23 protein-coding genes are annotated in these 26,864 nt (G+C 72.3%); 14 read left to right on the top strand and 9 right to left on the bottom strand.

What is annotated here, in order from left to right:
- Nucleotides 1-3: 3 nt before the first annotated feature.
- Nucleotides 4-468, bottom strand: a complete 465-nt coding sequence (locus DMH12_RS13800) for an ATP-binding protein (RefSeq protein WP_125491864.1) — start codon at nt 466-468, stop codon at nt 4-6.
- A 233-nt stretch (nt 469-701) separates the two neighbouring features.
- Between DMH12_RS13800 and DMH12_RS13795 the strand changes: the two genes are divergently transcribed.
- The 9 genes from DMH12_RS13795 (at nt 702) to DMH12_RS13755 (ending at nt 10,828) form a co-directional block, all read left to right on the top strand.
- Nucleotides 702-1,541, top strand: a complete 840-nt coding sequence (locus tag DMH12_RS13795; protein ID WP_125491863.1) for a hypothetical protein — start codon at nt 702-704, stop codon at nt 1,539-1,541.
- A 149-nt stretch (nt 1,542-1,690) separates the two neighbouring features.
- Complete coding sequence (locus DMH12_RS13790; protein ID WP_125491862.1) at nt 1,691-2,452, top strand: YcnI family protein; 762 nt, start codon at nt 1,691-1,693, stop codon at nt 2,450-2,452.
- 124 nt (nt 2,453-2,576) lie between these two features.
- The gene (locus DMH12_RS13785) at nt 2,577-3,227 is read left to right on the top strand and encodes an SCO family protein (RefSeq protein ID WP_125491861.1); all 651 of its coding nucleotides are present in this window, start codon (nt 2,577-2,579) and stop codon (nt 3,225-3,227) included.
- A complete protein-coding gene (locus DMH12_RS13780; protein WP_125491860.1) occupies nt 3,224-3,718 on the top strand; it encodes a copper chaperone PCu(A)C in 495 nt (164 codons plus the stop codon). The genes DMH12_RS13785 and DMH12_RS13780 overlap by 4 nt, the downstream gene beginning before the upstream one ends.
- A gap of 23 nt (nt 3,719-3,741) precedes the next feature.
- The gene (locus DMH12_RS13775; protein ID WP_125491859.1) at nt 3,742-5,883 is read left to right on the top strand and encodes a copper resistance CopC/CopD family protein; all 2,142 of its coding nucleotides are present in this window, start codon (nt 3,742-3,744) and stop codon (nt 5,881-5,883) included.
- An 8-nt stretch (nt 5,884-5,891) separates the two neighbouring features.
- Nucleotides 5,892-7,166: an iron uptake transporter deferrochelatase/peroxidase subunit gene (efeB, locus tag DMH12_RS13770; protein WP_125491858.1), complete on the top strand. Its 1,275-nt coding sequence runs from the start codon at nt 5,892-5,894 to the stop codon at nt 7,164-7,166.
- A gap of 93 nt (nt 7,167-7,259) precedes the next feature.
- Nucleotides 7,260-8,192: a prephenate dehydratase gene (gene pheA / locus DMH12_RS13765; RefSeq protein ID WP_125491857.1), complete on the top strand. Its 933-nt coding sequence runs from the start codon at nt 7,260-7,262 to the stop codon at nt 8,190-8,192.
- Nucleotides 8,193-8,711: 519 nt separating this feature from the next.
- Nucleotides 8,712-9,989: a serine--tRNA ligase gene (gene serS / locus DMH12_RS13760; RefSeq protein ID WP_125491856.1), complete on the top strand. Its 1,278-nt coding sequence runs from the start codon at nt 8,712-8,714 to the stop codon at nt 9,987-9,989.
- On the top strand, nt 9,986-10,828 hold the full coding sequence (locus DMH12_RS13755) for an HAD family hydrolase (RefSeq protein ID WP_125491855.1): 843 nt from the start codon (nt 9,986-9,988) through the stop codon (nt 10,826-10,828). The genes serS and DMH12_RS13755 overlap by 4 nt, the downstream gene beginning before the upstream one ends.
- 182 nt (nt 10,829-11,010) lie before the next feature.
- Here the strand turns inward: DMH12_RS13755 and DMH12_RS13750 are convergent, their stop codons facing one another.
- The 5 genes from DMH12_RS13750 to DMH12_RS13730 form a co-directional block, all read right to left on the bottom strand.
- Nucleotides 11,011-11,301: a hypothetical protein gene (locus DMH12_RS13750; protein WP_260474208.1), complete on the bottom strand. Its 291-nt coding sequence runs from the start codon at nt 11,299-11,301 to the stop codon at nt 11,011-11,013.
- A 115-nt stretch (nt 11,302-11,416) separates the two neighbouring features.
- Nucleotides 11,417-12,136 (bottom strand): ABC transporter permease subunit, encoded by a 720-nt coding sequence (locus DMH12_RS13745; protein ID WP_125491854.1) that lies wholly within the window; start codon nt 12,134-12,136, stop codon nt 11,417-11,419.
- Nucleotides 12,137-12,147: 11 nt separating this feature from the next.
- The gene (locus DMH12_RS13740; protein WP_125491853.1) at nt 12,148-13,059 is read right to left on the bottom strand and encodes an ABC transporter ATP-binding protein; all 912 of its coding nucleotides are present in this window, start codon (nt 13,057-13,059) and stop codon (nt 12,148-12,150) included.
- Nucleotides 13,056-13,964, bottom strand: a complete 909-nt coding sequence (locus DMH12_RS13735; RefSeq protein WP_125491852.1) for an ABC transporter permease — start codon at nt 13,962-13,964, stop codon at nt 13,056-13,058. Before DMH12_RS13735 ends, DMH12_RS13740 begins: the two co-directional genes overlap by 4 nt.
- Nucleotides 13,954-14,916 carry an ABC transporter ATP-binding protein gene (locus DMH12_RS13730; RefSeq protein WP_125491874.1) on the bottom strand — a complete coding sequence of 321 codons (963 nt, stop codon included), beginning with the start codon at nt 14,914-14,916 and terminating at the stop codon, nt 13,954-13,956. Before DMH12_RS13730 ends, DMH12_RS13735 begins: the two co-directional genes overlap by 11 nt.
- Nucleotides 14,917-15,166: 250 nt before the next feature.
- On the opposite strand from DMH12_RS13730, the gene DMH12_RS13725 reads away from it, so the two are divergent.
- From DMH12_RS13725 to DMH12_RS13705, 5 genes are all read left to right on the top strand, one after another.
- Nucleotides 15,167-16,009, top strand: coding sequence for a M24 family metallopeptidase (locus DMH12_RS13725; RefSeq protein WP_125491851.1), 843 nt, complete (start codon nt 15,167-15,169; stop codon nt 16,007-16,009).
- A complete protein-coding gene (locus tag DMH12_RS13720) occupies nt 16,006-17,763 on the top strand; it encodes an SDR family oxidoreductase (RefSeq protein WP_125491850.1) in 1,758 nt (585 codons plus the stop codon). The genes DMH12_RS13725 and DMH12_RS13720 overlap by 4 nt, the downstream gene beginning before the upstream one ends.
- A 149-nt stretch (nt 17,764-17,912) precedes the next feature.
- Nucleotides 17,913-18,521: an RNA 2'-phosphotransferase gene (locus DMH12_RS13715; RefSeq protein ID WP_125491873.1), complete on the top strand. Its 609-nt coding sequence runs from the start codon at nt 17,913-17,915 to the stop codon at nt 18,519-18,521.
- A 10-nt stretch (nt 18,522-18,531) separates the two neighbouring features.
- Complete coding sequence (locus DMH12_RS13710; RefSeq protein ID WP_122616511.1) at nt 18,532-19,437, top strand: LLM class flavin-dependent oxidoreductase; 906 nt, start codon at nt 18,532-18,534, stop codon at nt 19,435-19,437.
- Nucleotides 19,438-19,485: 48 nt separating this feature from the next.
- On the top strand, nt 19,486-20,373 hold the full coding sequence (locus DMH12_RS13705; RefSeq protein ID WP_185832306.1) for a Cof-type HAD-IIB family hydrolase: 888 nt from the start codon (nt 19,486-19,488) through the stop codon (nt 20,371-20,373).
- 18 nt (nt 20,374-20,391) lie between these two features.
- Here DMH12_RS13705 and DMH12_RS13700 read toward each other — a convergent pair whose 3' ends face one another.
- The 3 genes from DMH12_RS13700 to cydD all read right to left on the bottom strand — a co-directional run bounded on the left by DMH12_RS13700 (nt 20,392) and on the right by cydD (nt 26,861).
- Complete coding sequence (locus DMH12_RS13700; protein ID WP_125491848.1) at nt 20,392-21,435, bottom strand: M23 family metallopeptidase; 1,044 nt, start codon at nt 21,433-21,435, stop codon at nt 20,392-20,394.
- 122 nt (nt 21,436-21,557) lie between these two features.
- Complete coding sequence (locus tag DMH12_RS13695) at nt 21,558-23,240, bottom strand: GAF domain-containing sensor histidine kinase (protein WP_125491847.1); 1,683 nt, start codon at nt 23,238-23,240, stop codon at nt 21,558-21,560.
- A gap of 114 nt (nt 23,241-23,354) precedes the next feature.
- Complete coding sequence (gene cydD / locus DMH12_RS13690; protein WP_125491846.1) at nt 23,355-26,861, bottom strand: thiol reductant ABC exporter subunit CydD; 3,507 nt, start codon at nt 26,859-26,861, stop codon at nt 23,355-23,357.
- Nucleotides 26,862-26,864: the final 3 nt, after the last annotated feature.

Here is a 26,864-nt window from a genome sequence, read left to right as displayed (position 1 = left end):
GAGTCAGACCGCCACCAGCGGCGCGTCCTCCCGCCACTTGAGGATCTTGTCGAAGCTCACCACGGCGCCGTTGCGCCCCGGCTCGTTGCCGATCTGGACGTGGTCCGCCAGTTCCCGGATGAGGCACAGGCCGCGACCGCTCTCGGCGTCCGCGGAGACCGGGCGGCCCACACTCCCCGGCCGGCCCGGCGCGGCGGCGGGGAATCCGGGGCCGGTGTCGGAGACCTCGATGTGGCAGCGCTCGCCGTCCAGGTAGGCCGTGACCCGGTAGGCCTCCGTGGGGCCACCCGCGCCGTCGTCCCCGCCGTGCTCGACGGCGTTGGCACAGGCCTCGCTCAGGGCTACGGAGAGATCGAAGGAGATGTCGGGGTCGACGCCCGCGCTCTCCATGGTGCCGATCAGCAGGCGGCGGGCCAGGGGCACGCTCGCAGCCTCGCGCCGCAAATGGAGTGACCACCAGATGCTCATGCTCCAGCCTCCCGGCCGCGGCTCGACATACCGTTACGTATTGCCCCTCACACCCCGGTGTAAGCACGCCCGGGCCGTGACACCGCTCATCTGGCGGATGTGGCCCCGTCGTGCGCCGGTGTATGCGGCACGGCTCCCACCAGAGAGTGATCTTCCGGTTCACTTCGGGGCGTACCGCATCTTGTGGACCTGCCGTACGGCGCCGGGGGCGGCAGTGCGATGATGAGCCCGCCATGACTGCCCCCCACCCGCCAACGGCGCGCTCCGGGAACGATCTCCGGATCCTGCGGGCCGCGGTGTTCGCCGCGGTCTGCGTCGTGCTGGCCGCGGCGGGGCACACCCTCGCCTCCTGCGCCACGGTTCCGCTGTGGTCGCTGGGGGCCGGATTCCTCGGGGTGGTCGTGGTCGCCGCGCCCCTCGCCGGCCGGCTGCGCTCGCTGCCCGGAATCGTGGCGCTGCTCACCGTCGGACAGACCGCGCTGCACGTCCTGTTCGGACTGGGCCAGCACGGCACCACCGCGGCCACCGCATCCGGTACGGCCGCCGGGGCGACCGGCGGGCTGTCCGACGCCTCTCTGGTCCAGCAGGCGGCGCGGCTGGTCTGCGGGACCACCGCCGCGGCGATCAGCCCGGCCCAGGCCCAGCGGATCCTCGACGACGCCCGGGTCGCGCCGGACGCCTCCGCCGGCGCCACGCACCATTCCGCCGACGCGCTGGCCGGCGCCGGCGACCCCGCCGCACTGCTGCCGTCCCTGCCGATGCTGCTCGGCCACGTTCTCGCGGCACTGGCCGCCGGCTGGCTGCTGCGCCGCGGGGACCTGGCACTGGCCCGGCTCGTCGAACTGTCGGCGCACTCGGCGCACTCGATGGCCGAGGAGGCGTTCGTTCGCGCGCTGCGCGCGGCGCTCTCCCTGGTGCGCGCCCTGCACGCCGGGCTCGCCGGCGCCCCCGGTACGGGCCCGCGCCCGCCGCGTCCCGCCCCGCCGGCGCCGCCGCGGCCCCGCACCACCGCACTCCAGCACACGGTGATCAGGCGCGGCCCGCCGAGCGACGTGTTCGCCCTCGCCGCCTGACACGACACGTCCACCACCCCGCTTCCGCCCAGGGAGTACGGAGGGGCCGTCGTCGTGCGGCACGCGCGCGTGCGCGCATCCCTCTCCTCACCCCGCACCGGTGCAGTACCGGTGCCCACTCGAAGCGGAGTGCTCCGTCCATGAAGGCTATGAAGGCTTCCCGTCTCGCCGCCGCCTGCGCCGTCTCCGGCATCGCCGTCCTCGCCCTGTCCGCCCCCGCCTTCGCGCACGTCAGCGTGCAGCCGGAGGGCACGGCCGCCAAGGGCGGTTACGCGACCGTCAACTTCAAGGTCCCCAACGAGCGCGACAACGCCTCCACCACCAAGCTGGAGATCAACCTCCCCACTGACCAGCCGCTGGCGTCCGTCATGCCGCAGCCGGTCCCCGGCTGGAAGGCCGAGGTCACCAAGTCCAAGCTGGACAAGCCGATCGAGTCGCACGGCAAGCAGCTCACCGAGGCCGTCTCCAAGGTGACCTGGACCGCCGAGGGCAAGGGCGTCGAGCCCGGGTACTTCCAGAAGTTCCCGCTCTCCATCGGCGCGCTGCCCGAGGACGCCGACCAGATGGTGTTCAAGGCCATCCAGACGTACTCCAACAAGGAGGTCGTGCGCTGGATCGAGGTGCCGCAGGAAGGCCAGGAGGAGCCCGAGAACCCGGCGCCCGTGCTGGAGCTGGCCGCCGCCGAGGACGACGCGCACGGCGCGGCGGACTCTTCGGACGCGAAGGCCGGGGACGACGCCGAGTCGGCCGCCAAGGACACGTCCACCGAGGCCTCCGCCGACGACGGCTCCGGCAACGGCGGCGACACCACCGCCCGGGTCCTCGGCGTCGTCGGCATCGTCGTCGGCGCCGCGGGCGTCGGCTACGGCGTGCTGGCGGGCCGCCGCCGCGACTCCGGCGCGTCGGCGTAACGACGCCCGCGCCGGTGCGCCGGCGCCACCCCGTCGGCGCATCCTCACGTCCGGTGCGCGCCGTTCCGTCGGTCCGACGGACCCCGGCGCGCACCGGTGCACCTCACATCTGGGACATTTTTCTATGCGCAAGAAGACGTTCGCCGCGGCGGTCCTGCTCGCCGCCGCCTCCCTGACCCTGTCCGCCTGCGGCAGCGGCGCCGACAGCGACAAGCCGGTCACCATGGTCTCCGAGGACACCGCCCAGCAGGCCGCCACCGTCCTCGACAAGCCCTTCGAGAAGCCCGATCTCGTCCTCACCGACACCCAGGGCAAGAAGTACGACCTCCGCGAGCAGACCGCCGGACGGCCCACGCTGGTCTACTTCGGCTACACACACTGCCCCGACGTCTGCCCCCTGACCATGAACAACATCGCCGTCGCCAAGAAGCAGCTGTCGCAGGCCGAACAGGACAAGCTCCGGGTCGTGTTCGTCAGCACCGACCCGGAACGGGACACACCGGCCGCGCTGGGCGAGTGGCTCAAGGGCATCGACCCGCAGATCGTCGGCCTGACCGGCGACTTCGACACCATCCAGGCCGGCGCCCGCACCCTCGGCATCTCGATCGACCCGCCGGCCAAGGACAAGAACGGCAAGATCGTCTCGACCCACGGCACCCAGGTCGTCGCCTTCTCCCCGAAGTCCGACGCGGGCTACGTCCTCTACGGCGAGGACGCCACGGTCGACGACTACACGAAGGACCTCCCCAAGCTCGTCAAGGGAGAGAACCCGTGAGGGGCCGCGGCACCCGCCCGGCCCTCGCCGCGCTCGCGGTGATCGGCACGCTGGCCCTCGCGGGCTGCGGCGGCGCGGACTCCGGGGCCTCCGGTGCCTCCGGGGCCGAACTCTCGGTCGGCGCCGCCTACATACCGCAGCCGGTCTCCGCCTCGATGGCCGCCGGGTTCCTCACCATCACCAACGAGGGCGACTCGGACGACGAACTGACCTCGGTCACCAGCGGGGCCGGCGACGTCACCGTGCACGAGACCGTCGACGGGACGATGAAGGAGGTGGACCGCCTCAAGATCCCCGCACACGGTCAACTCGTGTTCAGGAGCGGCGGAAACCACCTGATGTTCGAGAAGCTGAAGCAGCAGCCGAAGCAGGGCCAGACGGTCACCGTCGAACTGCACTTCGCCCAGTCCGACCCCGTCACGGTCAAGGTGCCCGTGAAGGCGGCCACCTACCAGCCCGCCGACGGACACTCCGCACACACCGGAAACTGACCGACACCGAGGGAGGGACCACCTTGACGCAGACCATCGCCCCACGCTTCCGGACCCTGGTGCTGCTGCTCCTGGCCGCGGCCTGCGCGCTGCTCGCCGGCGCCGGACCGGCCTCCGCGCACGCCGCCCTGACCGGCAGCGACCCCCAGCAGGGGGCGGTGGTCGACCGGGCTCCGGCCCAGGTGTCGCTCACCTTCTCCGAGTCGGTCTCCGTGGACGACGACTCGCTGCGCGTCCTGGATCCCAAGGGCAAGCGCGTCGACGACGGCAGCCCGTCCGGTACGGGCGGCACGACGTACTCCGTGAAGCTGCACACCGGGCTGCCCGACGGCACCTACACGGTGACCTACCAGGTGGTCTCCGCCGACAGCCACCCCGTCGCCGGCGCCTACACCTTCTCCGTCGGAGCCCCGTCCGACACGTCGGTCTCCGTCTCCGCCCAGGAGGCGGGGGGCGGGTTCGTCGGCGCCCTCTACGGCTTCGGCCGGTACGTGTCGTACGCCGGGTTCGCGGTGCTGGTGGGCGGCGCCGCCTTCGTGCTGGCCTGCTGGCCGCGCGGCTCCGGGGTCCGCGTCGTCCAGCGGGTCGTCGTCTCCGGGTGGCTCGCGCTGACCGCCGCCACCCTCATGCTCCTGCTGCTGCGCGGCTCCTACACCGGTTCCGGGAAGGCCGGTGACATCGTCGACCTGAACCTGCTCGGCGAGGTGCTGCAGACCAAGACCGGCGCCGCGCTCGTCTCCCGGCTGCTGCTGCTCGCGGCCGCCGCGCTGTTCGTCGCCGTGCTCTTCGGCGCCTACGACAAGCGGGAGGACGAGGAGAAGAGAGACCTCACCTTCGGGCTCGCGGTCGGCGGGGCCGTCGTCGCGGCGGGTCTCGCGGCGACCTGGGCGATGTCCGAGCACGCCTCCGTGGGCCTCCAGGCGGGCCTCGCCATGCCGGCCGACATCGTCCACCTGCTCGCCGTGGCCACCTGGTTCGGCGGACTCACCGCGCTGCTCGTCGCGCTGTACCGCGGCCCCGCGGACACACCGGTCCCGGCCGTCGCCGTACGCCGGTTCTCGCGCGTCGCCTTCGGCAGCGTGGTCGCGCTGGTGGTGACCGGTACGTACCAGTCCTGGCGCCAGCTGGGCTCCTGGACGGCCTTCACCGAGACGCGGTACGGACAGCTGCTCCTCGTCAAGATCGGGCTCGTCGCGGTGCTGGTCGGGATCGCCTACCTCTCGCGTCGGTGGACGGCGCAGCTGGCGGGGGCCGCGGCCACGGGCGTGGTCCGGCAGCGAGAGCAAGGGGAGAAGCACGAGAAAGGCCAGAAGGGCGAGAAGGCGGAAAAGGAGCGGGTGGGCGCGTCGTCCGGCCGGGGGAACGAGAAGGCGAAGGCTTCCGGGAGAGCGGCGGCCTCGGGCAAGACGGCGGCCTCCGGCGAGGCGGCCAGTGACTCGAAGGGCTCCGGGGACGGCAAGGGAGCCGGTACGGGCGCCAAGGGGGCCAGTGCGGGCGCCAAGGGAACCGGTAAGGGTGTCAAGGCGGGTGCCAAGGAGCCCGGAACCGGGAAGGGTTCCGGTGCCGCGAACGGCTCCGGCGGCTCCCAGCGTGCCGCTCAGCTCGCCCGGCAGCGTGCCGCCGTGGACGCCGCACGGCAGAAGCGGCAGCGGGACGCCGACCCGAACCGTTTCGGACTGCGCCGATCCGTGCTCGCCGAGGCGGGCGTCGCCGTCGTCCTGCTGGCCGTCACGACCGTGCTGACCCAGACCGAGCCGGGCCGCACGGAGCAGGAGGCCAAGGCCACCGGCGCCTCCTCCGCCACCACACCCGCACCGTCCACCGGCGCGGTGACCCTGGACATGCCCTTCGACACCGGCTCCCAGAACGGCAAGGGCGTCGTACGGGTCGAGCTCGACCCCGCCCGGGTCGGCGCCAACGACCTGCACCTCTACGTCGAGCGCCCGGACGGGACCGCCTTCGACCTGCCCGAGGTGAAGGTCGCCCTGACCCAGGAGGCCAAGGACATCGGTCCGCTGCCCGTCGCCCCGGACCACATCACCACCGGCCACTGGTCGGCGAGCGGAGTGCAGATCCCGATCGGCGGCGACTGGGAAGTCTCGGTGACCGTGCGGACCTCCGACATCGACCAGGTGACCGTCTCCAAGAACGCGCAGATCGGCTGAACCGCACCATGTCTGACCAGTCCACTCCGCAGGCCCCGAACGCCGAGTCCGCCGACCGCGAGGGCATCTCGCGTCGGCGGCTGCTCGGCACCGCCGGTGCCACGGGGCTCGTACTCGGCGCGGCCGGCGGCGCCACCGGCTACGCCGCCGCCCCCTCCACGGCGGCCGTCCCGCTCACCTCGCTGGGCAGCGGGCGTGCGATGTTTCACGGGAAACATCAGCCCGGCATCACCGACCCCATGCAGGCCTGCGGCCATCTCGTCGCCTTCGACCTTGCGGCCGGCGCCGGACGCAAGGAGGCCGCCGCGCTGCTGAGCCGCTGGTCCGACACGGCACGCCGGCTGATGGCGGGCGAACCGGCCGGCACCCGTGACACGGACGTGGCCCGGGACTCGGGGCCCTCCTCGCTGACCGTCACCTTCGGCTTCGGGTACAGCTTCTTCGGCCGGACCGGCCTGGAGGGACAACGCCCGGTCGCCCTCGACCCGCTTCCCGACTTCTCCTCCGACCACCTCGACAAGAACCGCAGCAACGGCGACCTGTGGGTGCAGATCGGGGCGAACGACTCCCTCGTCGCCTTCCACGCCCTGCGCGCCATCCAGCGGGACGCCGGATCCGCCGCCCGCGTCCGCTGGCAGATGAACGGCTTCAACCGGTCACCGGGCGCCACCGCCCGCCCCATGACGGCCCGCAACCTCATGGGACAGGTCGACGGCACCCGCAATCCGAAGCCCTCCGAGGCCGACTTCGACCGGCGCATCTTCGTCCCCGAACAGCCCGCGAAGAACGATCGGGCCTGGATGGCGAACGGCTCCTACGCCGTCGTACGCCGGATCCGCATGCTCCTCGACGACTGGGAGAAGCTCTCGCTCAAGGGCCAGGAGGACGTCATCGGCCGCCGCAAGTCGGACGGGGCGCCGCTGTCCGGGGGCGGTGAGACGACCGAGATGGACCTGGAGAAGACGGACGAGGCGGGGAACCTCGTCGTCCCGATCAACGCCCACGCCCGCATCACCCGGCCCGACCAGAACGGCGGCGCGGCCATGGTCCGCCGCCCCTTCTCGTACCACGACGGCTTCGACGCCGACGGAGTCCCGGACGCGGGCCTGCTCTTCATCTGCTGGCAGGCCGACCCACTGCGCGGCTTCGTACCCGTGCAGCGCAAGCTGGACCGGGGCGACGCCCTGTCGCAGTTCATCCGGCACGAGGCGAGCGGCCTGTTCGCGGTGCCGGGCGGGGCCGCGGAGGGTGAGTACGTGGGCCAGCGGCTGCTGGAGGGGTGACCCGGCGGCGCGGGAGCAACCGGGTCCCACCCGTGCGAGGGGCCGGAATGAGACACGTGAGCCGCGTCTCCCCGGGCCCATTAGGGTGAGGTCATGCCAGCCAGTTACGCGTATCTCGGCCCTGAAGGCACCTTCACCGAAGTCGCCCTGCGCACACTTCCGGAGACGGCGACCCGGGAGCTGGTCCCGTACGTTTCGGTCCAGTCCGCGCTCGACGCGGTGCGCACGGGCGAGGCCGAGGCCGCGTTCGTGCCGATCGAGAACTCCGTCGAGGGCGGCATCACCACCACCCTCGACGAGCTGGTCGCCGGCCAGCCGCTGATGATCTACCGCGAGGTGCTGCTCTCCATCACCTTCGCGCTGCTGGTCCGGCCCGGCACCAAGCTCTCGGACGTCAAGACGGTCACCGCCCACCCGGCCGCCCAGCCCCAAGTCCGCAACTGGCTCAAGGCGCACCTCCCGCACGTCGCCTGGGAGTCCGCCGCGTCGAACGCGGACGGCGCCCGCCTGGTCCAGGAGGGGCGGTACGACGCCGCCTTCGCCGGCGAGTTCGCCGCGGCCCGCTACGGCCTCGAGGTACTGGAGGCCGACATCCACGACGCGGAGAACGCGCAGACGCGCTTCGTGCTGGTGGGCCGTCCGGCCCGGCCCGCGGCCCCGACCGGCGCCGACAAGACGTCCGTGGTGCTCTGGCAGCGGGACGACCACCCCGGCGGCCTGCGTGATCTGCTGGGCGAGTTCGCCACCCGGGGCATCAACCTGATGCTGCTCCAGTCCCGGCCCACCGGCGCGGGCATCGGCAACTACTGCTTCTGCATCGACGCGGAGGGGCACATCTCCGACCGCCGGGTCGCCGACGCGCTGATGGGCCTGAAGCGGACCTGCCTCCAGGTGCGCTACCTGGGCTCGTACCCGCGCGCGGAGGTCGGGGTCGCGGACGTGGACGCACTGCTGCCGGGCACCTCGGACGAGGCGTTCGTCGCGGCCGCGGACTGGGTGGCGCGCTGCCAGGACGGCCGGTTCTGACGGCCCCGTCCGACCGGTCCTACCTGCTGATTTTCGTTATCCACAGGAGTTATCCACAGGTCTGCTTCTCGACCTGGGGACAAGTCGACAACGTAAGGGCATTCAGTCGACATATCCCCCTACAGCCCCCCACTTCGTCCACAGGGGCCCAAGCCACCCTTCGTCCACCTGTTTCTTGCACCCCATCCCCCGGAGTGACACCGGGTGTCCCGTTTCCACTCGAAAGTGCGGGCGTGGAGGGTTTGGACGGGCCGCCTCCAGGAATTGGGAATGATCACTTCCGTGAGTCCACAGATCTTTCGCACAGCCTGTGGATAACTTTTCCGGGCTGTGGATTCCTGTGGACAGTCACGCCTCAAGTCCCGTTCCCCACAAGGAAATCCGGTCAACCCGTCGTCGCCGAGGTGCCTCGTTCCAGGGATGCCGCAGCATTTCATTGACCGGTCGCACGGAACGTGAGACGCGCGTTCGGCAATAGTGGGTCGAGACCCGTCACTGCGCACCGGTAGCCTTGACCGCGTGATTGACCTTCGCCTGCTCCGTGAGGACCCCGACCGTGTGCGCGCCTCTCAGCGCGCCCGTGGAGAGGACGTCGCGCTCGTCGACTCCCTCCTGTCCGCCGACGAGCGACGCAGGTCGTCCGGCGTGCGCTTCGACGAGCTGCGCGCCGAGCAGAAGGGCCTCGGCAAGCTCATCGGCAAGGCCTCCGGGGACGAGAAGGCGGAGCTGCTGAAGCGCGCCGAACAGCTGAAGACCGACGTCAAGACCGCCGACGCCGAGCGCGACGCGGCCGACGCCGAGACCCAGCAGCTGCTCCAGCGGCTCGGCAACCTCGTCCACCCCGACGTCCCCGTCGGCGGCGAGGAGGACTTCGTCACGCTGGAGACCCACGGCACGCACCGCGACTTCGCCGCCGAGGGCTTCGAGCCCCGCGACCACCTGGAGCTGGGCCAGCTGCTCGGCGCCATCGACGTCGAACGCGGCGCCAAGGTCTCCGGCTCGCGCTTCTACTTCCTGACCGGCGTCGGCGCGCTCCTGGAGCTCGCCCTGGTCAACGCGGCGATCGCCCAGGCCACGGCCGCGGGCTTCACCCCGATGCTGACCCCGGCGCTGGTCCGTCCCCAGTCGATGGCCGGCACCGGCTTCCTCGGCCAGGCCGCCCAGGACGTCTACCACCTCGACAAGGACGACCTGTACCTGGTCGGCACCTCCGAGGTCCCCCTCGCCGCGTACCACATGGACGAGATCCTCGACGCCGACCGCCTGCCGCTGCGCTACGCCGGCTTCTCGCCCTGCTTCCGCCGCGAGGCGGGCTCGCACGGCAAGGACACCCGGGGCATCTTCCGCGTGCACCAGTTCGACAAGGTCGAGATGTTCTCCTACGTCCTCCCCGAGGACTCGCAGGCCGAGCACCAGCGCCTGCTGGAGTGGGAGAAGCAGTGGCTGACGTCGCTGGAGCTGCCGTTCCGCGTCATCGACGTGGCCTCGGCCGACCTGGGCTCCTCGGCGGCGCGCAAGTACGACTGCGAGGCGTGGATCCCGACCCAGGGCAAGTACCGCGAGCTGACCTCGACCTCGGACTGCACCGAGTTCCAGTCCCGCCGGCTGTCGATCCGGGTCCGCGAGGACAGGAAGGTGCGCCCGCTCGCCACGCTCAACGGCACGCTGTGCGCCGTCCCGCGCACGATCGTGGCGATCCTGGAGAACCACCAGCAGGCCGACGGCTCGGTGCGCGTGCCCGAGGTGCTGCGCCCGTACCTGGGTGGCCGGGAGGTCCTGGAGCCGGTGACCAAGTGAGTGACACCGCCTCCGCCACGGCCGCCGACGCCGGTGGAGCCGGGACTTTCCCGTACCGGCTGATCGCGACCGATCTCGACGGCACGCTGCTGCGCGGCGACGACACGATCTCGTCGCGCACCCGGGACGCGCTCGCCGCCGCCACCTCGGCGGGCGCCGCCCACATCGTGGTGACCGGTCGCGCGGTCCCGTGGACCCGGCACATCCTCGACGATCTCGGCTACGACGGACTCGCCGTCTGCGGCCAGGGCGCGCAGGTCTACCACGCCGGGGAGCACCGGCTGCTGACCTCGGTCACGCTGGACCGCCAGCTGGCCGGGGTGGCGCTGGCCAAGATCGAGGCAGAGACGGGTCCGCTGTACCTGGCGGCGAGCCGCGACGGCCTGGACGGCGACGTCCTGGTCGGCCCGGGGTACGAGGTCGGCGGCGATCTCCCCGCGGTGCCCTTCACCGACGCCTCGGACCTGTGGTCGGCGCCGCTGAACAAGATCTACATCCAGCATCCGACCCTGTCGGACGACGAACTGGCCGAGGCGGCCCGGCGCACCGCGGGCGGCTTCGTCACGGTCACCATGGCCGGCGCGGGCATCGTCGAACTGCTCCCCCTCGGCCTGTCCAAGGCGACCGGGCTGTCGCTCGCGGCCCGTCGCCTCGGCCTGAAGGCAGCGGACACCATCGCTTTCGGCGACATGCCCAACGACGTCCCGATGTTCGGCTGGGCCGCCCGCGGCGTGGCGATGGCCAACGCCCACGAGGAGCTGAAGGCGGTGGCCGACGAGGTCACGTCCTCGAACGACGAGGACGGCATCGCGGTGGTCCTGGAGCGCCTGTCGGGCTGACCCGCCCGGCACGGAGCCCACGAGCCGGACGGCGCCGACGTCCCCGTCGGTCGGCCCACGCGAGGCATCCCGCGTGCTCGAAGCGGCCGCCCGATGCGCCGGCGCCGTCCGGCCTCGTGCATCCACCACAATGCCGCCGCGGAAAGCCGGGCGCCACCGAATAAAGGCGGACATACGCCGCGTCAGCTCCGGCGCCACCAGCGGCGTCTGCCCTTGCTGAACAACCAGTCGGCGGGCGGCTCGTCGGAGCGCCACGGCTGCGGCTCCGGCTTCTCGCGGCGCCAGCGGGCGGCGAGCATCCGGGCGCGGGCCGAGGGCTCGGAGGTGCCGGCCTCGCGCACGAACTCCTCGTCCAGGACCTGGCCGCCCCAGCCGTCGTCACCGGCGCTGTGTCCCGCGCCGCCCCTGGTGGCTTCCTCGCCGCCGTCCCGCAGGCGGCCGTGGCCGTCCTGCCGAGGTGTCTGGCCCGCCATCCCGGTCCTCCCCGCTCCGTGTCCCCCGTGGGTTCCCCGTTCTCTTCCCGGCCCGGTGTGCCCGGGCCGGGGTGAAGGCCCGGTCAGGCCGGGGCCCCGTAGGCCCGGTGCCCGCTCACTCCTCTCCGGCGAGCGTCAGCGACCTCAGCTTCTGGCCCGCGTACCAGGTGGCGAGGACGGTCACGCCCACCAGCAGCACCGTCGCGGTCGGCAGGCCGACGTCGGAGACCACCAGGTTTCCGTCGGCGACCTTCTGGGCCACGGCCAGGGACCACTGCTGGACGCTCAGCGTGCGGGCGCCCGGCACCAGGGAGCCGAACAGGGCCTCCCAGACGAGGGCGTAGACGAGCCCGAAGACCACCGCGTGCCGGGACACCGTGCCCAGCAGCAGGAAGAGCGCGGCGTAGGCGATGGAGGCGACCAGCGCGGCGATCGTGTAGGCGACGGCGATCTGCTGGCCGTTGCCGTTCAGTATCAGGCCGGCGAGGAACGTGGGTACGGCGGAGAAGACCATCGTCACCGCTATGGCGACGATCAGCTTGGTGAAGATGATCGTCGGCCGTTTGATCGGCTTGGACAGCAGGTACACCACCGAGCCGTCGTCGATCTCCGGACCGATCGCGCCGGTGCCGGCGATGACGCCGATGATCGGCACCATGGTGGCCAGGGCGAACCCGCCCAGCACGTCCGCCGCGGTCTGGTCGTCGACTCCGGCGAGCGCGCGCACCGCGACGGCGATGACGAGCAGCAGCAGGGGCAGCACGCCGAGGATGAGGGCCCGGCGGCGGCCGAGCAGGGCTCGGTAGGTGAGCCGGGCGACTGTGGGGTCGTACATTCTTCGGCCTCCTACGCCGCGACGAGGTACGAGAAGACGGACTCGAGGGACTCGTCGGACGGCGAGACCGTGAGCAGCCGGATGCCGTGGTCGCGGGCGACCTTGGGCAACAGGGCCGTGAACCGTCCGAAGTCGACGGCCTGGACGCGCAGCGCGCCCTCGGCGACGTCGACCTCGATGCCGGACGTGGACGGGTCGGCGATCAGCGCGGCCGCGAGGGCACGGTCGTCGCTGGAGCGCACCAGGTAGCGGTGCGGCCGGTCGGTCATCAGGCGGCGGATCTTGCGGAAGTCGCCGCTGGCCGCGTGGCGTCCGGCGACGATCACCTCGATGTGCCAGGCGAGCTGTTCGACCTCTTCGAGGATGTGCGAGGAGAACAGCACGGTGCGGCCCTCGTCGCCCATGCGCCGCAGCAGGTCCATCAGCTGCATGCGCTGGCGCGGGTCCATGCCGTTGAACGGCTCGTCGAGCAGGAGCAGGGACGGCTGGTGGACGAGGGCGGAGGCCATCTTCACGCGCTGCCGCATGCCCTTGGAGTACGTGGCGATTTTGCGGTCCTGCGCGTATTCCATCTCCACGGTGGAGAGCGCCTCCTGGGCCGCCTTGGCGCCCAGGCCGTGCAGTTCGGCGTTGGCCAGGACGAACTCGCGGCCGGTGAGGAAGTCGTACATCGCCTCCCGCTCGGGGACGATGCCGATGTGCTTGTAGATGGCCTCGTTGCGCCAGACCGGCCGGCCGTCGAGGGTGACGCTGCCGGTGGAGGGGGCGAGGAAGCCACCCATCATGTTGATGAGGGTGGACTTTCCCGCGCCGTTGGGGCCGAGGAGGCCGGTGACGCCGGGGCCGATCGTCATGGTGATGTCGTTGACGGCGACCACGTTGCCGAACCAGCGGGAGACGTGGTCGATGCTGAGGGTGCTCACAGTCCCACCTTCTTGTAGCGGCGCATCAGCAGGCCGTAGGTGCCGGCGATCAGGCCCAGGGTGACGAGGACGAAGACCAGGCCCTCGCCGTTGCTCGGGCCGACCCCGCCCGGGAAGGCCGAGGTGGCGCCGAGGAAGGCGGACTGCACCCCGTCGATGAGGGTGATGGGCGAGAACAGGCCGATCCAGGAGACGGCCCCGGAGCTGCCCTGGACGTCGGCGATCGCCTGGAGCGTGGAGACCGCGCCGTAGGTGATGGTCAGGACGGCGATGACGGCCGCGATGCCGAAGCCGCGGCGCGGGGTGACCGAGGCGACGACCAGGCCGAGACCGGCGAAGAGCAGCGAGAGCAGTGCCACGGAGACGAGTCCCTGTGCGAACCCCTTGGTCTGGTCCGCGAAATCGAGTTTGGCGAGCAGCGCGCCCACGTAGAGCACCAGCAGGGGTGCGGCGGTGAGGATGAACAGGGCCGAGGACAGCGCCGCGTACTTCGCACGGACGTAGTCGGAGGTCTCGATCGGCCGGGAGAAGTACAGCGGCACGGTCTTGAAGCGCAGGTCGCGCGAGACGGACTGGGGGGCCTGCGAGGCGACGTACAGGCTGATGACGGCCTGGAGGACGATCGCGTAGCGGGTGTAGTCCACGGGCAGGTCGTTCGCCTTGGTCGCGACGGCGACGGCGACCATGATGGCCGCGGGCAGGCACATCACCACGAACAGCAGCATCGGCAGCACCTTGGACTTGGCCGAGCGGCCGAGGCCGTAGGCGCCGCGCAGGGACTGCGAGTAGAGCGAGCGGCGGGCGTAGGCGCGGCCGAGGCGGGGGCCGTCGTAGTTGCGGTAGCCGATGTTGTGGATACGGGTCTGGTCACCCGGGACCGTGGCTGTGGGCTGTTCAGCTGCCATGGCCGACCGCCTCCTTCCGTGCTTCGTCGCTGTCCTTGAAGACCTCCGAGATGTGGTGCCGGCGCTGTTCCATCCGGACCAGGCCGAGGCCGAGGTCGGCGATGACGTCCCGGACCAGGTCGTAGGTCTCCTCGCCGGAGGCGGTGAGCAGCAGCACGTGGCCGGCGCCGGGCAGGCCGCTGCCGTCCTGGACGGCCACGCCGCGCGCGTCGAGCGCGTCGCGCACCACGCGGGTGCCGTCGGGGTGTTCGTCGGTGTCGGTGACCTCGATGGCGAGGGTCGTCGTGTTCTGCGTGAAGTCCGTGGTGGAGCTGGAGCGCAGCAGCTTGCCGCCGTCCACGACGACGACGTGGTCGCAGGTGCGTTCCAACTCGCCCAGCAGGTGTGAGGTGACCAGGACGGAGATGCCGAAGTCGGTGTGGATGCGGCGGATGAGGCCGAGCATCTCGTCGCGGCCGACCGGGTCGAGGCCGTTGGTCGGCTCGTCGAGGAAGACCAGCTGGGGGTCGTGCACCAGGGCCTGGGCGAGCTTCACGCGCTGCTTCATGCCGGTCGAGTAGCCGCCTATGGGCCGGTAGCGCTCTTCGTAGAGGCCGACGTGGCGCAGGGTGTCGGCCGTACGCTCGCGCGCGGCGGTGGGCGGCAGGCCGGACATGCGCGCCATGTGGACGACGAACTCGGTGGCCGAGACGTCGGGCGGCAGGCAGTCGTGTTCCGGCATGTAGCCGACCCGCTCGCGGATGGTGGCGCCCTTGGTGGCGACATCGAGTCCGAGCACTTCGGCCCGGCCCTCGGTGGCGGGAGACAGACCCAGAAGGATCTTGATCAGAGTGGACTTGCCGGCGCCGTTGGCACCGACGAGTCCGGTCACACCGGGTCCGACATCCACGGAGAGCCGGTCAAGCGCGGTCACCCGGGGGAACCGCTTGCTCAGGCTTTCGGTCGCGATCACAGTCACATCCACGACAGTAGTGACGCGCGCCACTGAGGTCGTCAGACCGCAGAGCCGTCTTGGAGTCAGACTCGAGTAGTACGGGCCCGTAGGGGATGCCGTACTTGAGAGCCACGAAGAGGGGTTTGAGGGCCCGCGCCGGCCGTCCTATTGACGTTGGGTCTAACAACTGGGAGATTCGGCGGCGTCACGTTACGAGCGAGTAGCACCGTCGGCGCGGACCGCGTCGGGACGGCTGGGACGGGGTGGCATGGCGACGGCAGTGGCGGCGGAACTCCGTGCGGAGCTGCGGGGATTCCGGGAGGTGCAACGCCTCGCCTACGAGTGCGCCGAGGCGGTGGCGGCCCGGCTGGCGCCGGGGGTGACCGAGCGCGAGGCGGCCCGGATGCAGCGCGAGTGGCTGCGGGAGCGGGGCGTGCGGGACTGGTTCCACCTGCCCTTCGCCTGGTTCGGCGACCGCACGGCGTTCACGGACTTCCGCGTTCCGCTCCAGTTCTTCCCCACCGGCCGCCGACTGGAGCCGGGGATGCCCTTCATCCTGGACATGGCCCCGGTGTACCGGGGTTTCACCGCCGACATCGGCTACTCCGGATCACTCGGCCCCAACCCGGTCCAGCACCGGCTGGCGGCCGACCTGGCGGCCCACCGCGAGCTGATCCTGCGCGAGGTGCGCGAGCGCCGTTCGCTGCGGGAGATCTACGAGGACGTGGACCGGCTCATGGTCCGTCAGGGCTATGCCAACCGGCATCGCGCCTATCCCTTCGGCGTCATCGCCCACAAGGTGGACCGGGTGCGGGAACGGCGGCTGTCGCCACGCCTGTTCGGCTTCGGCACGCAGTCGCTCAAAGGTCTGGCGGGCGACGCGCTGCACGGCCACCGCGAGGGCTGGTCCCCGCTGTGGTCGCCCTACCGCTTCTCCGACCACCCGCCCCGCCCGGGGCTGTGGGCGGTCGAACCCCACCTCGGTTTCCGGGGTACCGGCGCGAAGTTCGAGGAGATCCTGGTCGTCACCGACTCCACGGATCCCGCGGAGAGCGCCTTCTGGCTGGACGACGATCTGCCGCACGTGCGGCGCTGGGCGGAGGCGAAATGACGGCGCTGGACGGAGCGCGGGAGCGCTGGGTGCGCACGGGCGGGGTCGAGCTGTGCGTGGCCGAGCTGGGCGATCCGCGGCAGCCCACGGTCGTGCTGGTGCACGGCTACCCGGACAGCAAGGAGGTCTGGTCCGAGGTCGCCGGCCGCCTCGCCGACCGCTTCCACGTGGTGCTCTACGACGTCCGGGGCCACGGCCGGTCCTCGGCGCCGAGCCCGCTGCGCGGCGGGTTCACCCTGGAGAGGCTGACGGACGACTTCATGGCGGTTGCGGACGCGGTCAGTCCGGACCGGCCCGTGCACCTGGTGGGCCACGACTGGGGCTCGGTGCAGTCCTGGGAGTTCGTCACGGCCGGACGCACCGAGGGGCGCATCGCCTCCTTCACCTCGATGTCCGGGCCGTCCCTCGACCACTTCGGGCACTGGATCAACAAGCGCCTCAGGCGTCCCACCCCGCGCCGGGTCGGCCAGCTCCTCGGCCAGGGCGCCAAGTCCTGGTACGTCTACCTGCTGCACACGCCCGTGCTGCCCGAACTGGCCTGGCGCGGCCCTCTCGGCAAGCGCTGGCCGCGGATCCTGGAGCGCGTCGAGCAGGTGCCCGGTGGCGACTACCCGACCTCGTCCCTGCCGACGGACGCGGCGCACGGGGCATGGCTGTACCGGGACAACGTCCGGCCCCGGCTGCGGCGCCCGCGCGACGACGCCTACGCGCACGCTCCCGTGCAGCTCATCACGCCCCTCGGCGACGCGTTCCTGTCGGAGCGGCTTTACGACGGGCTGGAGGAGTGGGCGCCCCGCCTGACCCGTCGCACGCTGCCCGCCAAGCACTGGGTGCCGCGCACCCGGCCGGACCGGCTGGCGGACTGGATCACGGAGTTCGTCACCGCCACGGAGGACGGACGGTCCGAGCCGGCGCCGAAGGGCAGGCACGCCGACCGGTTCGGCGGACAGCTGGTGCTGGTCACCGGAGCGGGCAACGGCATCGGGCGGGCGACGGCGTTCGCGTTCGCCGAGGCCGGAGCGCGCGTGGTGGCCGTCGACCGGGACACCGAGGCCGCCGCCCGCACCGCGGAGCTGTCCCGGCTGATCGGCGCGCCGGACGCCTGGGCCGAGACCGTCGACGTCTCCGACGAACAGGCGATGGAGATGCTGGCCGCCAAGGTCGCCGCCGAGTACGGCGTGCTGGACGTGCTCGTGAACAACGCCGGGATCGGACTGTCGGGCTCCTTCTTCGACACCACCGCGGAGGACTGGCGGAAGGTCCTCGACGTCAACCTGTGGGGCGTGATCCACGGCTGCCGCCTGTTCGGCCGTCAGATGGCCGAGCGCGGGCAGGGCGGCCACATCGTCAACACCGCGTCGGCGGCCGCCTTCCAGCCCTCCCGGGCCCTGCCCGCGTACAGCACGTCCAAGGCGGCCGTGCTGATGCTGAGCGAGTGCCTGCGGGCCGAACTGGCCGGGCAGGGGATCGGGGTCACGGCGATCTGCCCCGGCCTCGTCAACACCAACATCACCTCGACGGCGCGCTTCGCGGGTGTGGACGCCGACGAGGAGAGGCGGCGGCAGCAGCGAAGTGCGCGGTTGTACGGGATGCGCAACTACCCGCCGGAAAAGGTGGCCGACGCGGTCCTGGAAGCCGTCGTGCACAACAGGGCCGTCGTCCCCGTGACGCCGGAGGCACGCGGAGCACACCTCATGTCCCGCTTCGCCCCACGGGTGTTGCGGCGTCTCGCACGGGTGAAGCCGCCGCTCTAGTTTCCACAGAAGCCCTCAACCAGCCTGTGGATAACCATACTTGGCTGTGGATCAAACCTCGGAGGCAAAATCGATCGCGTGAAGCGTGTCTGTCTCGGCAGGGTGGTTTTATGCAACGCGAAAACAGATCCGAACGCAGAAGCGAACACATCGACGACAGACGCACCGTGAAGGTGTCCAAGTACCTGTCGAAGCATCTGCGTCACCAGCCGGAGCGCATCGGCCTCACCCTCGACGCGGCCGGCTGGACCGAGATCGACACGCTGATCGCCGCGGCGGCCGCACACGGCTTCCGGTTCACCCGCGAAGAGCTCGACCACGTGGTGGCCACGAACGACAAGCGGCGCTTCGCCGTCGAGGGCACCCGGATCCGCGCCAGCCAGGGGCACAGCGTCGACGTGGATCTCGGACTGCCCGCGGCGACCCCGCCGCCGTACCTCTACCACGGGACCGTGGCCCGCCACCTGGGCGCGATCCGGGCCGAGGGGCTGCGGCCGATGAACCGGCACGACGTACACCTCTCGCCGGACCGCGAGACCGCGACCCGGGTCGGCTCCCGCCGCGGCCGGCCGGTCGTCCTCTCGGTGGACACCGCCGCCATGCACCGCGACGGCCACGTCTTCCACGTCAGCGCGAACGGCGTCTGGCTGACGCGGACCGTTCCCCCGCAGTACCTGCGCTTCCCCTCCGGCACTGACCCCGCGTCGCGCGCGGTGACAGCGCGTGATGTTTCACGTGAAACGGGTCCGGCCGCTTAGGCTCGGGAGCATGAGTCTGCGCCTGAGCACCGTGATCCTTCCGTACCGCCGCTGGCACGAAGGCGGACGTTCGTCCTGGACGCGTGCCGAGCAGCTCGGCTTCCACACCGCGTACACCTACGACCACCTGTCCTGGCGGAGCTTCCGGGACGGCCCGTGGTTCGGCGCCGTGCCGACGCTCACCGCCGCCGCGGCGGTCACCGAGCGGCTGCGGCTGGGGACCCTGGTCACCTCCCCCAACTTTCGGCACCCGGTGACGCTCGCCAAGGAACTGATCTCCCTCGACGACATCTCCGGCGGCCGGATCACGCTCGGCATAGGAGCGGGCGGCACCGGCTTCGACGCCACCGCGCTCGGACAGGAGCCGTGGACGCCGCGTGAGCGGGCCGACCGGTTCGGCGAGTTCCTGCCCCTGCTCGACCGGCTGCTGACGGAGGACGCCGTCTCGTACGAGGGCGACTTCTACTCCGCCCACGAGGCGCGCAACATCCCCGGCTGTGTGCAGCGGCCCCGGCTTCCGTTCGCGGTGGCCGCCACCGGTCCGCGCGGGCTGCGGCTCGCGGCCCAGTACGGACAGGCGTGGGTGACCACCGGCGACCCGAAGCTCTACGAGAACGGCACTCCCGAGCAGTCCGACCGGGCCCTGCGGCAGCAGAGCGACAAGCTGGCCGACGCCTGCGCCGCGATCGGCCGCGACGTGGGCGAACTGGACCGGGTCCTGCTCACCGGCTTCACCCCGGACCGCAGCCGCCCGCTGGAGTCCGTCGACGCCTTCGTGGACTTCGCCGGCCGCCACCGCGATCTGGGCTTCACCGAGCTGGTCGTCCACTGGCCGATCGCCGACTCGGACTTCACCGCCGACGAGAAGATCTTCGAGCGGATCGCCATGGAGGCCCCGGCGCAGCTGAAGGACTGAGAGCCGTAGCTCACAGATGTGCGGACCGCCGCACGGGCGTGCACGCATGTGCGTGACAATGACCCGGTGACCTCAGCGACCCGACAGCCCGAGCCCCCGGACGCCGCCACCCGACCGCGGCTCATCGCCACCGACCTCGACGGCACACTGCTGCGCGACGACAAGTCGGTCTCCCCACGCACGGTCGCCGCACTGGCCGCCGCGGAGAAAGCGGGCATCGAGGTCTTCTTCGTCACCGGCCGCCCCGCCCGCTGGATGGACGTCGTCAGCGCCCACGTCCACGGTCACGGGCTCGCCATCTGCGGCAACGGCGCCGCCGTGGTCGACCTGCACGGCGGCCCCGGCGCCCACCGCTTCGTGAAGGTGCGGGAGCTGGCCCGGGAGAACGCGCTGGACGCCGTACGTCTGCTGCGCGAGGCCGCACCCGGCACGGTGTACGCGGTCGAGCAGACGTACGGCTTCCACCAGGAGCCCGCGTACCCGAAGCTGCACATGGAGGTGCCCGACGACCTCCTGCCCGCCGAGGAGATCCTGGCCCCCGGCGGCCGCGCCGCCGACGAGCCGGTCCTCAAGATCCTGGCCTTCCACCCCGATCTGGACCCCGACGGCTTCCTCACCGTGGCCCGCCTCGCCATCGGCGACCGTGCCAACGTCACCCGCTCCAGCCCCAGCGCCCTGCTGGAGATCAGCGGGCCGGAGGTGTCCAAGGCCAGCACGCTCGCCCTGTGCTGTGCCGAACGCGGCATCTCGCACGAAGAGGTCGTCGCCTTCGGCGACATGCCGAACGACGTGGAGATGCTGACCTGGGCGGGACAGTCGTACGCGATGGGCAACGCGCACCCGGACGTCATCGCCGCCGCGTCGGGACGGACGGTCGCCAACAACGAGGACGGCGTGGCGGTCGTCATCGAGCGGCTGCTCGCCGACCTGGACTGACGGCCGCGCCCGCGTCGCTCAGAGGGGCACTCCACGCTGCGACAGCCAGGGCACCGGGTCCAGCGCGGAGCCCATCTCCGGCGTCACCCGTACCTCGAAGTGCAGGTGCGGTCCGGTGGAGTTGCCGGTACTGCCCGACTGCCCGATCCACTGACCCGGACGGATCCGGTCGCCCTGGTCGACGGCGACCGAGGCGAGATGGGCGTACTGCGTGTAGTAGCCGCCCGCGTGCTGGACGACGACCTGGATGCCGAAGGCGCCGCCGCAGGACACCTGCACCACCCGGCCCGTACCGACCGACGCCACCGGCGTCCCGACCGGCACCGCGAAATCCTGGCCGGTGTGCCGGTGCGCCCACCGCGAGCCACCGCTGCCGAAGGACGCCGACAGCTCGTACGCCTCCACCGGCGCCACCCAGGGCCGGCCGACGGGCAGGTCCTGCTGGTCGAGGCGGACCGCTCCGGGGCACGAGCCGGCGGCGACGGAGGCGTCCGCCCGTCCCTCCAGCCGTGCACGCGCCGCCTCCAGCTTGCCCTCGATCCCGGTCTTCAGCGCCGCCAGATCGGCGTTGCGCTTCTCCAGCGCCTGCCAGGCCGCCTGCGCCTTCGCCTCGTCGGCGGCGAGCCGGGCCTCGGCCCGCAGGCTCTTGCCGATGGCCTTGTTGACCGCCAGGTCCGCGCGGGTGAAGGCCCGCTGACCGCGCATCAGCTCGTCCGGGTCGTCCGCAAGGAACATCCGCGCGGTCAGGGGGAGCCCACCGCCACCGCGGTACTGGGCGCGGGCGATACGGCCCAGGTCCGCGTGCATGGCGTCGATCTTCTGCCGCTGCTCGTCCAGCCGCTTCTCGTACGCCAGCGCCTTCGCCCTCTGGGCCTCGGCCGCGCGCCGCCCCTCCTCGTACCGCTGCGTCGCCTTGGCCGCGTCCTCGTACAGACGTGCCACCTCCGGGCCCGGGTCGGCACCCGATCCGGCGTCCGTGCCGTCGGCGGGGCGGGCCGCGAGCACGGCGAGCGCGCACAGCAACACCGGAACGAGCAGCGGATGTCGGCGGGATGAGCGCATGTCAGCGATCGTGGACCGTGCGGGGCCGCCGGGTCTCCTTCACGTCGTACGAGTGGGGGAACCGTTGCTGCACACGGCGCAGCGCGGCTGCTGCAACCGGGGCAACGGCGCCCCGGCGGCGTTCAGTACGGCGCCTCCCACCACACGGTTGTGCCGCCGCCGTCCGCCCCGATGCCCGGGCCGAGCCCGCTGGTGCCGCCGACCGTCTCGGCGCGGCGCTGCAGATTGTGCAGGCCGCTGCGCCGGCCGCCCTCGGGGATGCCGACACCGTCGTCCGCGACGGTCAGCCGCACGCCGGGCCGCCCGTCCGGCAGGGTCGCCGTCGCGTCCACGGCCACCTCGATCCGGGTGGCGTGGGCGTGCCGGAAGGCGTTGGACAGGGTCTCGCGCAGCGCGGCGATGAGGTTCTTGCCGGTCAGCTCGCCGACGGCGGTGTCGACCGGGCCGACGAAGCGGTGCGCGGGTGTGAAGCCCAGCGGTACGGCGGCCATGGTGATCTCGCGCAGCATGCGGGTCCGTAGCCCCGCGGGTGCCTCGGCGGGCTGCTGCAGGGCGAAGATCGCCGAGCGGATCTCCTGGATGGTGACGTCGAGTTCGTCGACGGCGCCGCCGACGCCGTCGCGCACCTCGGGCGACGCCGCCCTGCGCTGGGCGCTCTCCAGCATCATCCCCGTCGCGAACAGCCGCTGGATGACGAGGTCGTGCAGGTCCCGGGCGATGCGGTCCCGGTCCTCGTACACGGCGAGCCGCTCCCGGTCGCGCTGGGCGTCGGCCATCATCAGCGCCAGCGCGGCCTGCGCGGCGAACTGGTCGCCGAGCGCGCGCTCCGTGCGCGTGAACGGGCGCTCTCCCCGGGCGCGGGGCATGACGAGGCCACCGAGGATCCGCCCGTCCCGGCACAGCGGCAGCAGCATGATCGGCCCGTAGGCGCGCACCGGTCCGGCATCCAGACGCGGGTCGGTGGCGGCGTCGTCCACGAACACGGGACGGCCGGCGAGGAGTTCGGAGACGATGCCGTTCTCCGGGGGGATGACCTTGCCGAGGGCGTTCGTGCGGTGCGGTGCGGCTACCGCCACGATCTCCAGGCCGCCCCCGTCGGCGGGCAGCAGCACGATGCCGGCGGCCGCTCCGGAGAGCCGGCGGGCCTGCTCGGCGACGGTCTGGAGGGCGTCGTCGGTGTCACCGCCGGACAGCAGCGCCGTGGTGACGGCGACCGACCCGTCGATCCACCGCTCCCGCTGCTGTGCGGCCTCGTACAGTCGCGCGTTGCCGATGGCGATGCCGGCCTCGGTGGCCAGGACCCGGACCATGGCGAGGTCGTAGTCGTTGAACGGCTCGCCCGTGTACTTGTCGGTCAGGTAGAGGTTGCCGAAGACCTCCTCCTGTACCCGGATGGGGACCCCGAGGAAGCTCCGCATCGGAGGGTGGCCCTCGGGGAAGCCGCACGCGCGCGGATCCTCGGTCAGGTCGGTGAGCCGGACCGGCTCGGGTTCGACAATGAGGGCGCCGAGCAGCCCTTTGCGGCCGTCGGGGAGGCGGCCGACGCGCCGGACGGTCGCCTCGTCGAGGCCGTGGTGCACGAAGTCGGCGAGTCCGTGCCCGTCCTCGTCGACGACTCCGATGGCCGCGTACCGGGCGTTCGCCAGGTCGGCGGCCGTCTCGCAGATCCGGTTCAGCGTGGAGTGCAGCTCCAGTCCGCTGCCGACGGAGCGCATCGCATCCAGCAGTTTCGGCACCCGGGCCAGGAGCTCGGCGGAGGCACCCTCATAGGGCGGCGGGGGGCCGGGGGGCGGCGCTGGGTGCATGGCCCGAGCCTAGTGAGACCCTTTTGTTCAGGAAAGTCGGATTACCGAAAAATTTCCTGACCGTGCTCACACCCGTGCTCACACCCGTGCCCGTGCCCGCGCCGGTGTCCGCGCCTACGGCCGTGGCTGTGGCACCAGCAGTTCCGCTGCCGCCTCGTGCCCGGCCATCTCCCGCAGCGGACCCGGCACGGCCGCCAGCTCCGCGTACGTCCCCCGCTGCACGACCCGTCCCCGGTCCAGCACCAGCACCTCGTCCACGGCCTGCAAGCCAGCCAGCCGGTGCGTGATCAGCAGGGTCGTCCGGCCCTCGGTCGCGGCCAGCAGATCGGCGGTGAGCGCGTCCGCGGTCGGCAGGTCGAGGTGTTCGGCGGGCTCGTCGAGCACCAGGACCGGGAAGTCGGCGAGCAGCGCCCGGGCCAGGGCCAGCCGCTGCCGCTGGCCACCGGACAGCCTGGCCCCGTGCGCACCGACCAGGGTGTCCAGGCCGTCGGGCAGGCTGTCGGCCCACTCCAGCAGCCGGGCCCGGGCCAGCGCGTCCCGCAGTTCGCCCTCGGTGGCGTCCTTCCTGGCCAGCAGCAGGTTCTCGCGCACGGAGCTGTCGAAAAGGTGCGCGTCCTGGGCGCACAGCCCGACGAGGCGCCGCACGTCGTCGCCGGCCAGGGCGTACGCGTCCACACCGGCCAGCGTGTAGGAGCCGGCGTCCGCGTCGAGGAAGCGCAGCAGCGTCTGGGCGAGCGTGGTCTTGCCGGAGCCGGACGGGCCGACCACGGCGACGCGGCGGCCCTCGGCGAGCGTGAGGTCCAGGCCCGCCAGGGCGTCCCGGTCCTGCCCGGCATGCCGTGCGGCCAGTCCCCTCAGGACGACGGGGAACGGCGAGGAGGGAGCCTGCCGGGGTGTCTCCGGCTCCCGTACCGGCTCGGGGGCGTCGAGGACCTCGTACACGCGCTCGGCGCTCCTGCGCACCCGCTGCCGGTACTGCACGGCCAGCGGCAGCCCGAGTACGGCCTCGAAGGCGGCCAGCGGCGTGAGGACGACGACGGCCATGGCCACGCCGGCGAGCCGGCCGCCGGCCACCGCCTGGGCGCCGACGAGGGCGGCGCCCGCGACGGTCAGGCCGGAGATCAGCGCGGTGAGTCCGTCGCCCAGCGCGGTGGCGGTGGCGGCGCGGGAGGCGATCCGGGTGAGCGTGCCGTCGGCCCGGCGTGCCTCCGCGGCCCGGCCGGGCAGGGCTCCGGCAACGGTCAGCTCCGCGGTGCCGGTCAGCAGGTCGGTGACCCGGGTGGCGAGCACACCCCGCGCGGGGGCGAGCCTGCGCTCGGCCCGCCGGGCCACCGCCCCGGTCAACAGCGGGACGCCGACACCGGCCGCCAGCAGACCGGCCGCGAGGACCGCACCGGCCTCCGGCAGCAGCCAGGCCGTGAACCCGACCGAGGCGGCGGAGACGACGACAGCGCCGCCGGCGGGCAGCAGCCACCGCAGCCAGTAGTCCTGCAGGGCGTCGACGTCGGCGACGAGCCGGGACAGCAGGTCGCCCCGGCGGGTGCGGCGCAGCCCTGCGGGCGCCAGCCGCTCCAGCCGCCGGTACACGGCGACCCGGGTGTCGGCCAGCATCCGCAGCACGGCGTCGTGCGTCACGAGGCGCTCCGCGTAGCGGAACACGGCCCGCCCGATCCCGAAGGCGCGCGTCGCCGTGACGGCCACCATCAGGTACAGCACCGGCGGCTGCTCGGAGGCCCGGGAGATGAGGTACCCGGAGGTGGCCATCAGGCCCACGGCACTGCCCAGTGCCAGGCTGCCGAGCAGCAGCCCGAGGGCGAGCCGTCCGCGCCGGGCGGCGGACATGGCACGGACCCTGGCGAGGACACCGCCCCGGGCCTCCACCACGGGCGCCGGGACGTCCGGAGCGACGGGAACAGCGGATGCGGCGGGCTCCTCGGCACCGCGCCCGGCCGGTACGAGAAGGGTGCCGTCGGACAGGGCGGCGGTCGCCGGCTCCGCGAGCCGCACCACCCGGTCGGCCACCTCCAGCAGCGCCGGACGGTGCACCACCAGCAGCACCGTCCGCCCCTCCGCGAGCCTGCGCACGGCGGCCACGACCTCGGCCTCGGTCGCCCCGTCCAGGGCCGCCGTCGGCTCGTCAAGCAGCAGCACCGGCCGGTCCGCGAGGAACGCCCGGGCCAGCGCGAGCCGCTGCCGCTGCCCGGCGGACAGCCCCGTCCCGTCCTCGCCGAGGACGGTCGCCGTGCCGTCGGGCAGTGCGTCCACGAACTCCAGCGCGCCCGCGTCCCGCAACGCGCGGCATACGGCGAGGTCGTCGGCGTCGGGCCGGGCCAGGCGTACGTTCTCCGCGATGGTCCCGGCGTACAGGTGCGGGTGCTGCGGCACCCAGGCGACCTGGGCGTGCCACTGCGCCGGGTCGAGCGAGGAGAGGTCGGTCCCGCCGATCCGGATCCGTCCCGCGCTCGGGGGCACGAAGCCGAGGAGGGCGTTGAGCAGCGTCGACTTGCCCGCCCCGCTCGGGCCGACGAGCGCGACCGTCTCTCCGGGCTCGACGGTGAGGCTCACGTCCCTGACGGCGTCTACGGAGCGTCCGGGGTAGCGGACCGTGACGTCCTCGAAGGCGAGGGCGCCGTGGGCGGGAACCGGGGTGTTCCCGGATGCCGGTACGGGGCGTTCCAGGACCTCGAAGATCTCCTCGGCGGCGGCGAGCCCCTCGGCGGCCGCGTGGTACTGCGCCCCCACCTGCCGCAGCGGCAGGTAGGCCTCGGGCGCGAGGACGAGGACGACCAGGCCGTCGTACAGGGCCATGTCCCCGTGGACGAGCCGCATGCCGATGGTGACCGCCACTAGGGCCACGGACAGGGTGGCGAGCAGTTCCAGCGCGAAGGACGACAGGAAGGCGATCCGCAGCGTCCGCATGGTCGCCTGCCGGTACTCACCGGTGATGCGCTTGATCGACTCGGCCTGGGCCTTGGCCCGTCCGAAGACCTTCAGCGTGGGCAGCCCCGCGACCACGTCCAGGAAGTGCCCGGACAGCCGGGACAGCAGGCGCCACTGGCGGTCCATCCGGGACTGGGTGGCCCAGCCGATCAGCACCATGAAGACCGGGATGAGCGGCAGGGTCCCGACGATGATGGCCGCCGAGACCCAGTCCTCGGTGACGATGCGGGCCAGCACCGCCACGGGTACGACCACCGCGAGGCCCAACTGCGGCAGATAGCGCGAGAAGTAGTCGTCGAGGGCGTCGACGCCCCGGGTGGCCAGGGCGACCAGCGAGCCGGTCCGCTGTCCGCTCAGCCAGCCGGGGCCGAGCGCGGTGGCCCGCTCCAGCAGCCGTCCCCGCAGCTCCGACTTCACCGCCGCGCTCGCCCGGTGGGCGGCCAGTTCGGTGAGCCAGCCGACCAGCGCGCGGCCGCAGGCCACGGCGGCCAGCAGGAGCAGGGGAGTGCGGAGTTCGGCGGCGGTCATGGAGTGCTGGAAGGCGCCCACCACCACCTCGGCGATGAGCATCGCCTGCGCGACGAGCAGTCCCGCCCCGACGGCTCCCAGGACGACGACGGCCGTGAGGAAGAGCCGGGTGGCGCGGGCGTACCGCAGAAGACGTGGATCGATGGGTTTCACGTG

The organism is Streptomyces sp. WAC 04229 (assembly GCF_003947455.1).
Taxonomy (GTDB): domain Bacteria; phylum Actinomycetota; class Actinomycetes; order Streptomycetales; family Streptomycetaceae; genus Streptomyces.
Note: the sequence above shows the minus strand (reverse complement) of the source record. Positions and strands in the feature narration are given on the sequence as shown.

Coding starts and splice junctions, on each gene's coding strand:
- DMH12_RS13800 (WP_125491864.1), bottom strand. CDS start 468: ATGAGCATCTGGTGGTCACTCCATTTGCGGCGCGAGGCTGCGAGCGTG.
- DMH12_RS13795 (WP_125491863.1), top strand. CDS start 702: ATGACTGCCCCCCACCCGCCAACGGCGCGCTCCGGGAACGATCTCCGG.
- DMH12_RS13790 (WP_125491862.1), top strand. CDS start 1,691: ATGAAGGCTTCCCGTCTCGCCGCCGCCTGCGCCGTCTCCGGCATCGCC.
- DMH12_RS13785 (WP_125491861.1), top strand. CDS start 2,577: ATGCGCAAGAAGACGTTCGCCGCGGCGGTCCTGCTCGCCGCCGCCTCC.
- efeB (WP_125491858.1), top strand. CDS start 5,892: ATGTCTGACCAGTCCACTCCGCAGGCCCCGAACGCCGAGTCCGCCGAC.
- pheA (WP_125491857.1), top strand. CDS start 7,260: ATGCCAGCCAGTTACGCGTATCTCGGCCCTGAAGGCACCTTCACCGAA.
- DMH12_RS13750 (WP_260474208.1), bottom strand. CDS start 11,301: ATGGCGGGCCAGACACCTCGGCAGGACGGCCACGGCCGCCTGCGGGAC.
- DMH12_RS13745 (WP_125491854.1), bottom strand. CDS start 12,136: ATGTACGACCCCACAGTCGCCCGGCTCACCTACCGAGCCCTGCTCGGC.
- DMH12_RS13735 (WP_125491852.1), bottom strand. CDS start 13,964: ATGGCAGCTGAACAGCCCACAGCCACGGTCCCGGGTGACCAGACCCGT.
- DMH12_RS13725 (WP_125491851.1), top strand. CDS start 15,167: ATGGCGACGGCAGTGGCGGCGGAACTCCGTGCGGAGCTGCGGGGATTC.
- DMH12_RS13720 (WP_125491850.1), top strand. CDS start 16,006: ATGACGGCGCTGGACGGAGCGCGGGAGCGCTGGGTGCGCACGGGCGGG.
- DMH12_RS13710 (WP_122616511.1), top strand. CDS start 18,532: ATGAGTCTGCGCCTGAGCACCGTGATCCTTCCGTACCGCCGCTGGCAC.
- DMH12_RS13700 (WP_125491848.1), bottom strand. CDS start 21,435: ATGCGCTCATCCCGCCGACATCCGCTGCTCGTTCCGGTGTTGCTGTGC.
- DMH12_RS13695 (WP_125491847.1), bottom strand. CDS start 23,240: ATGCACCCAGCGCCGCCCCCCGGCCCCCCGCCGCCCTATGAGGGTGCC.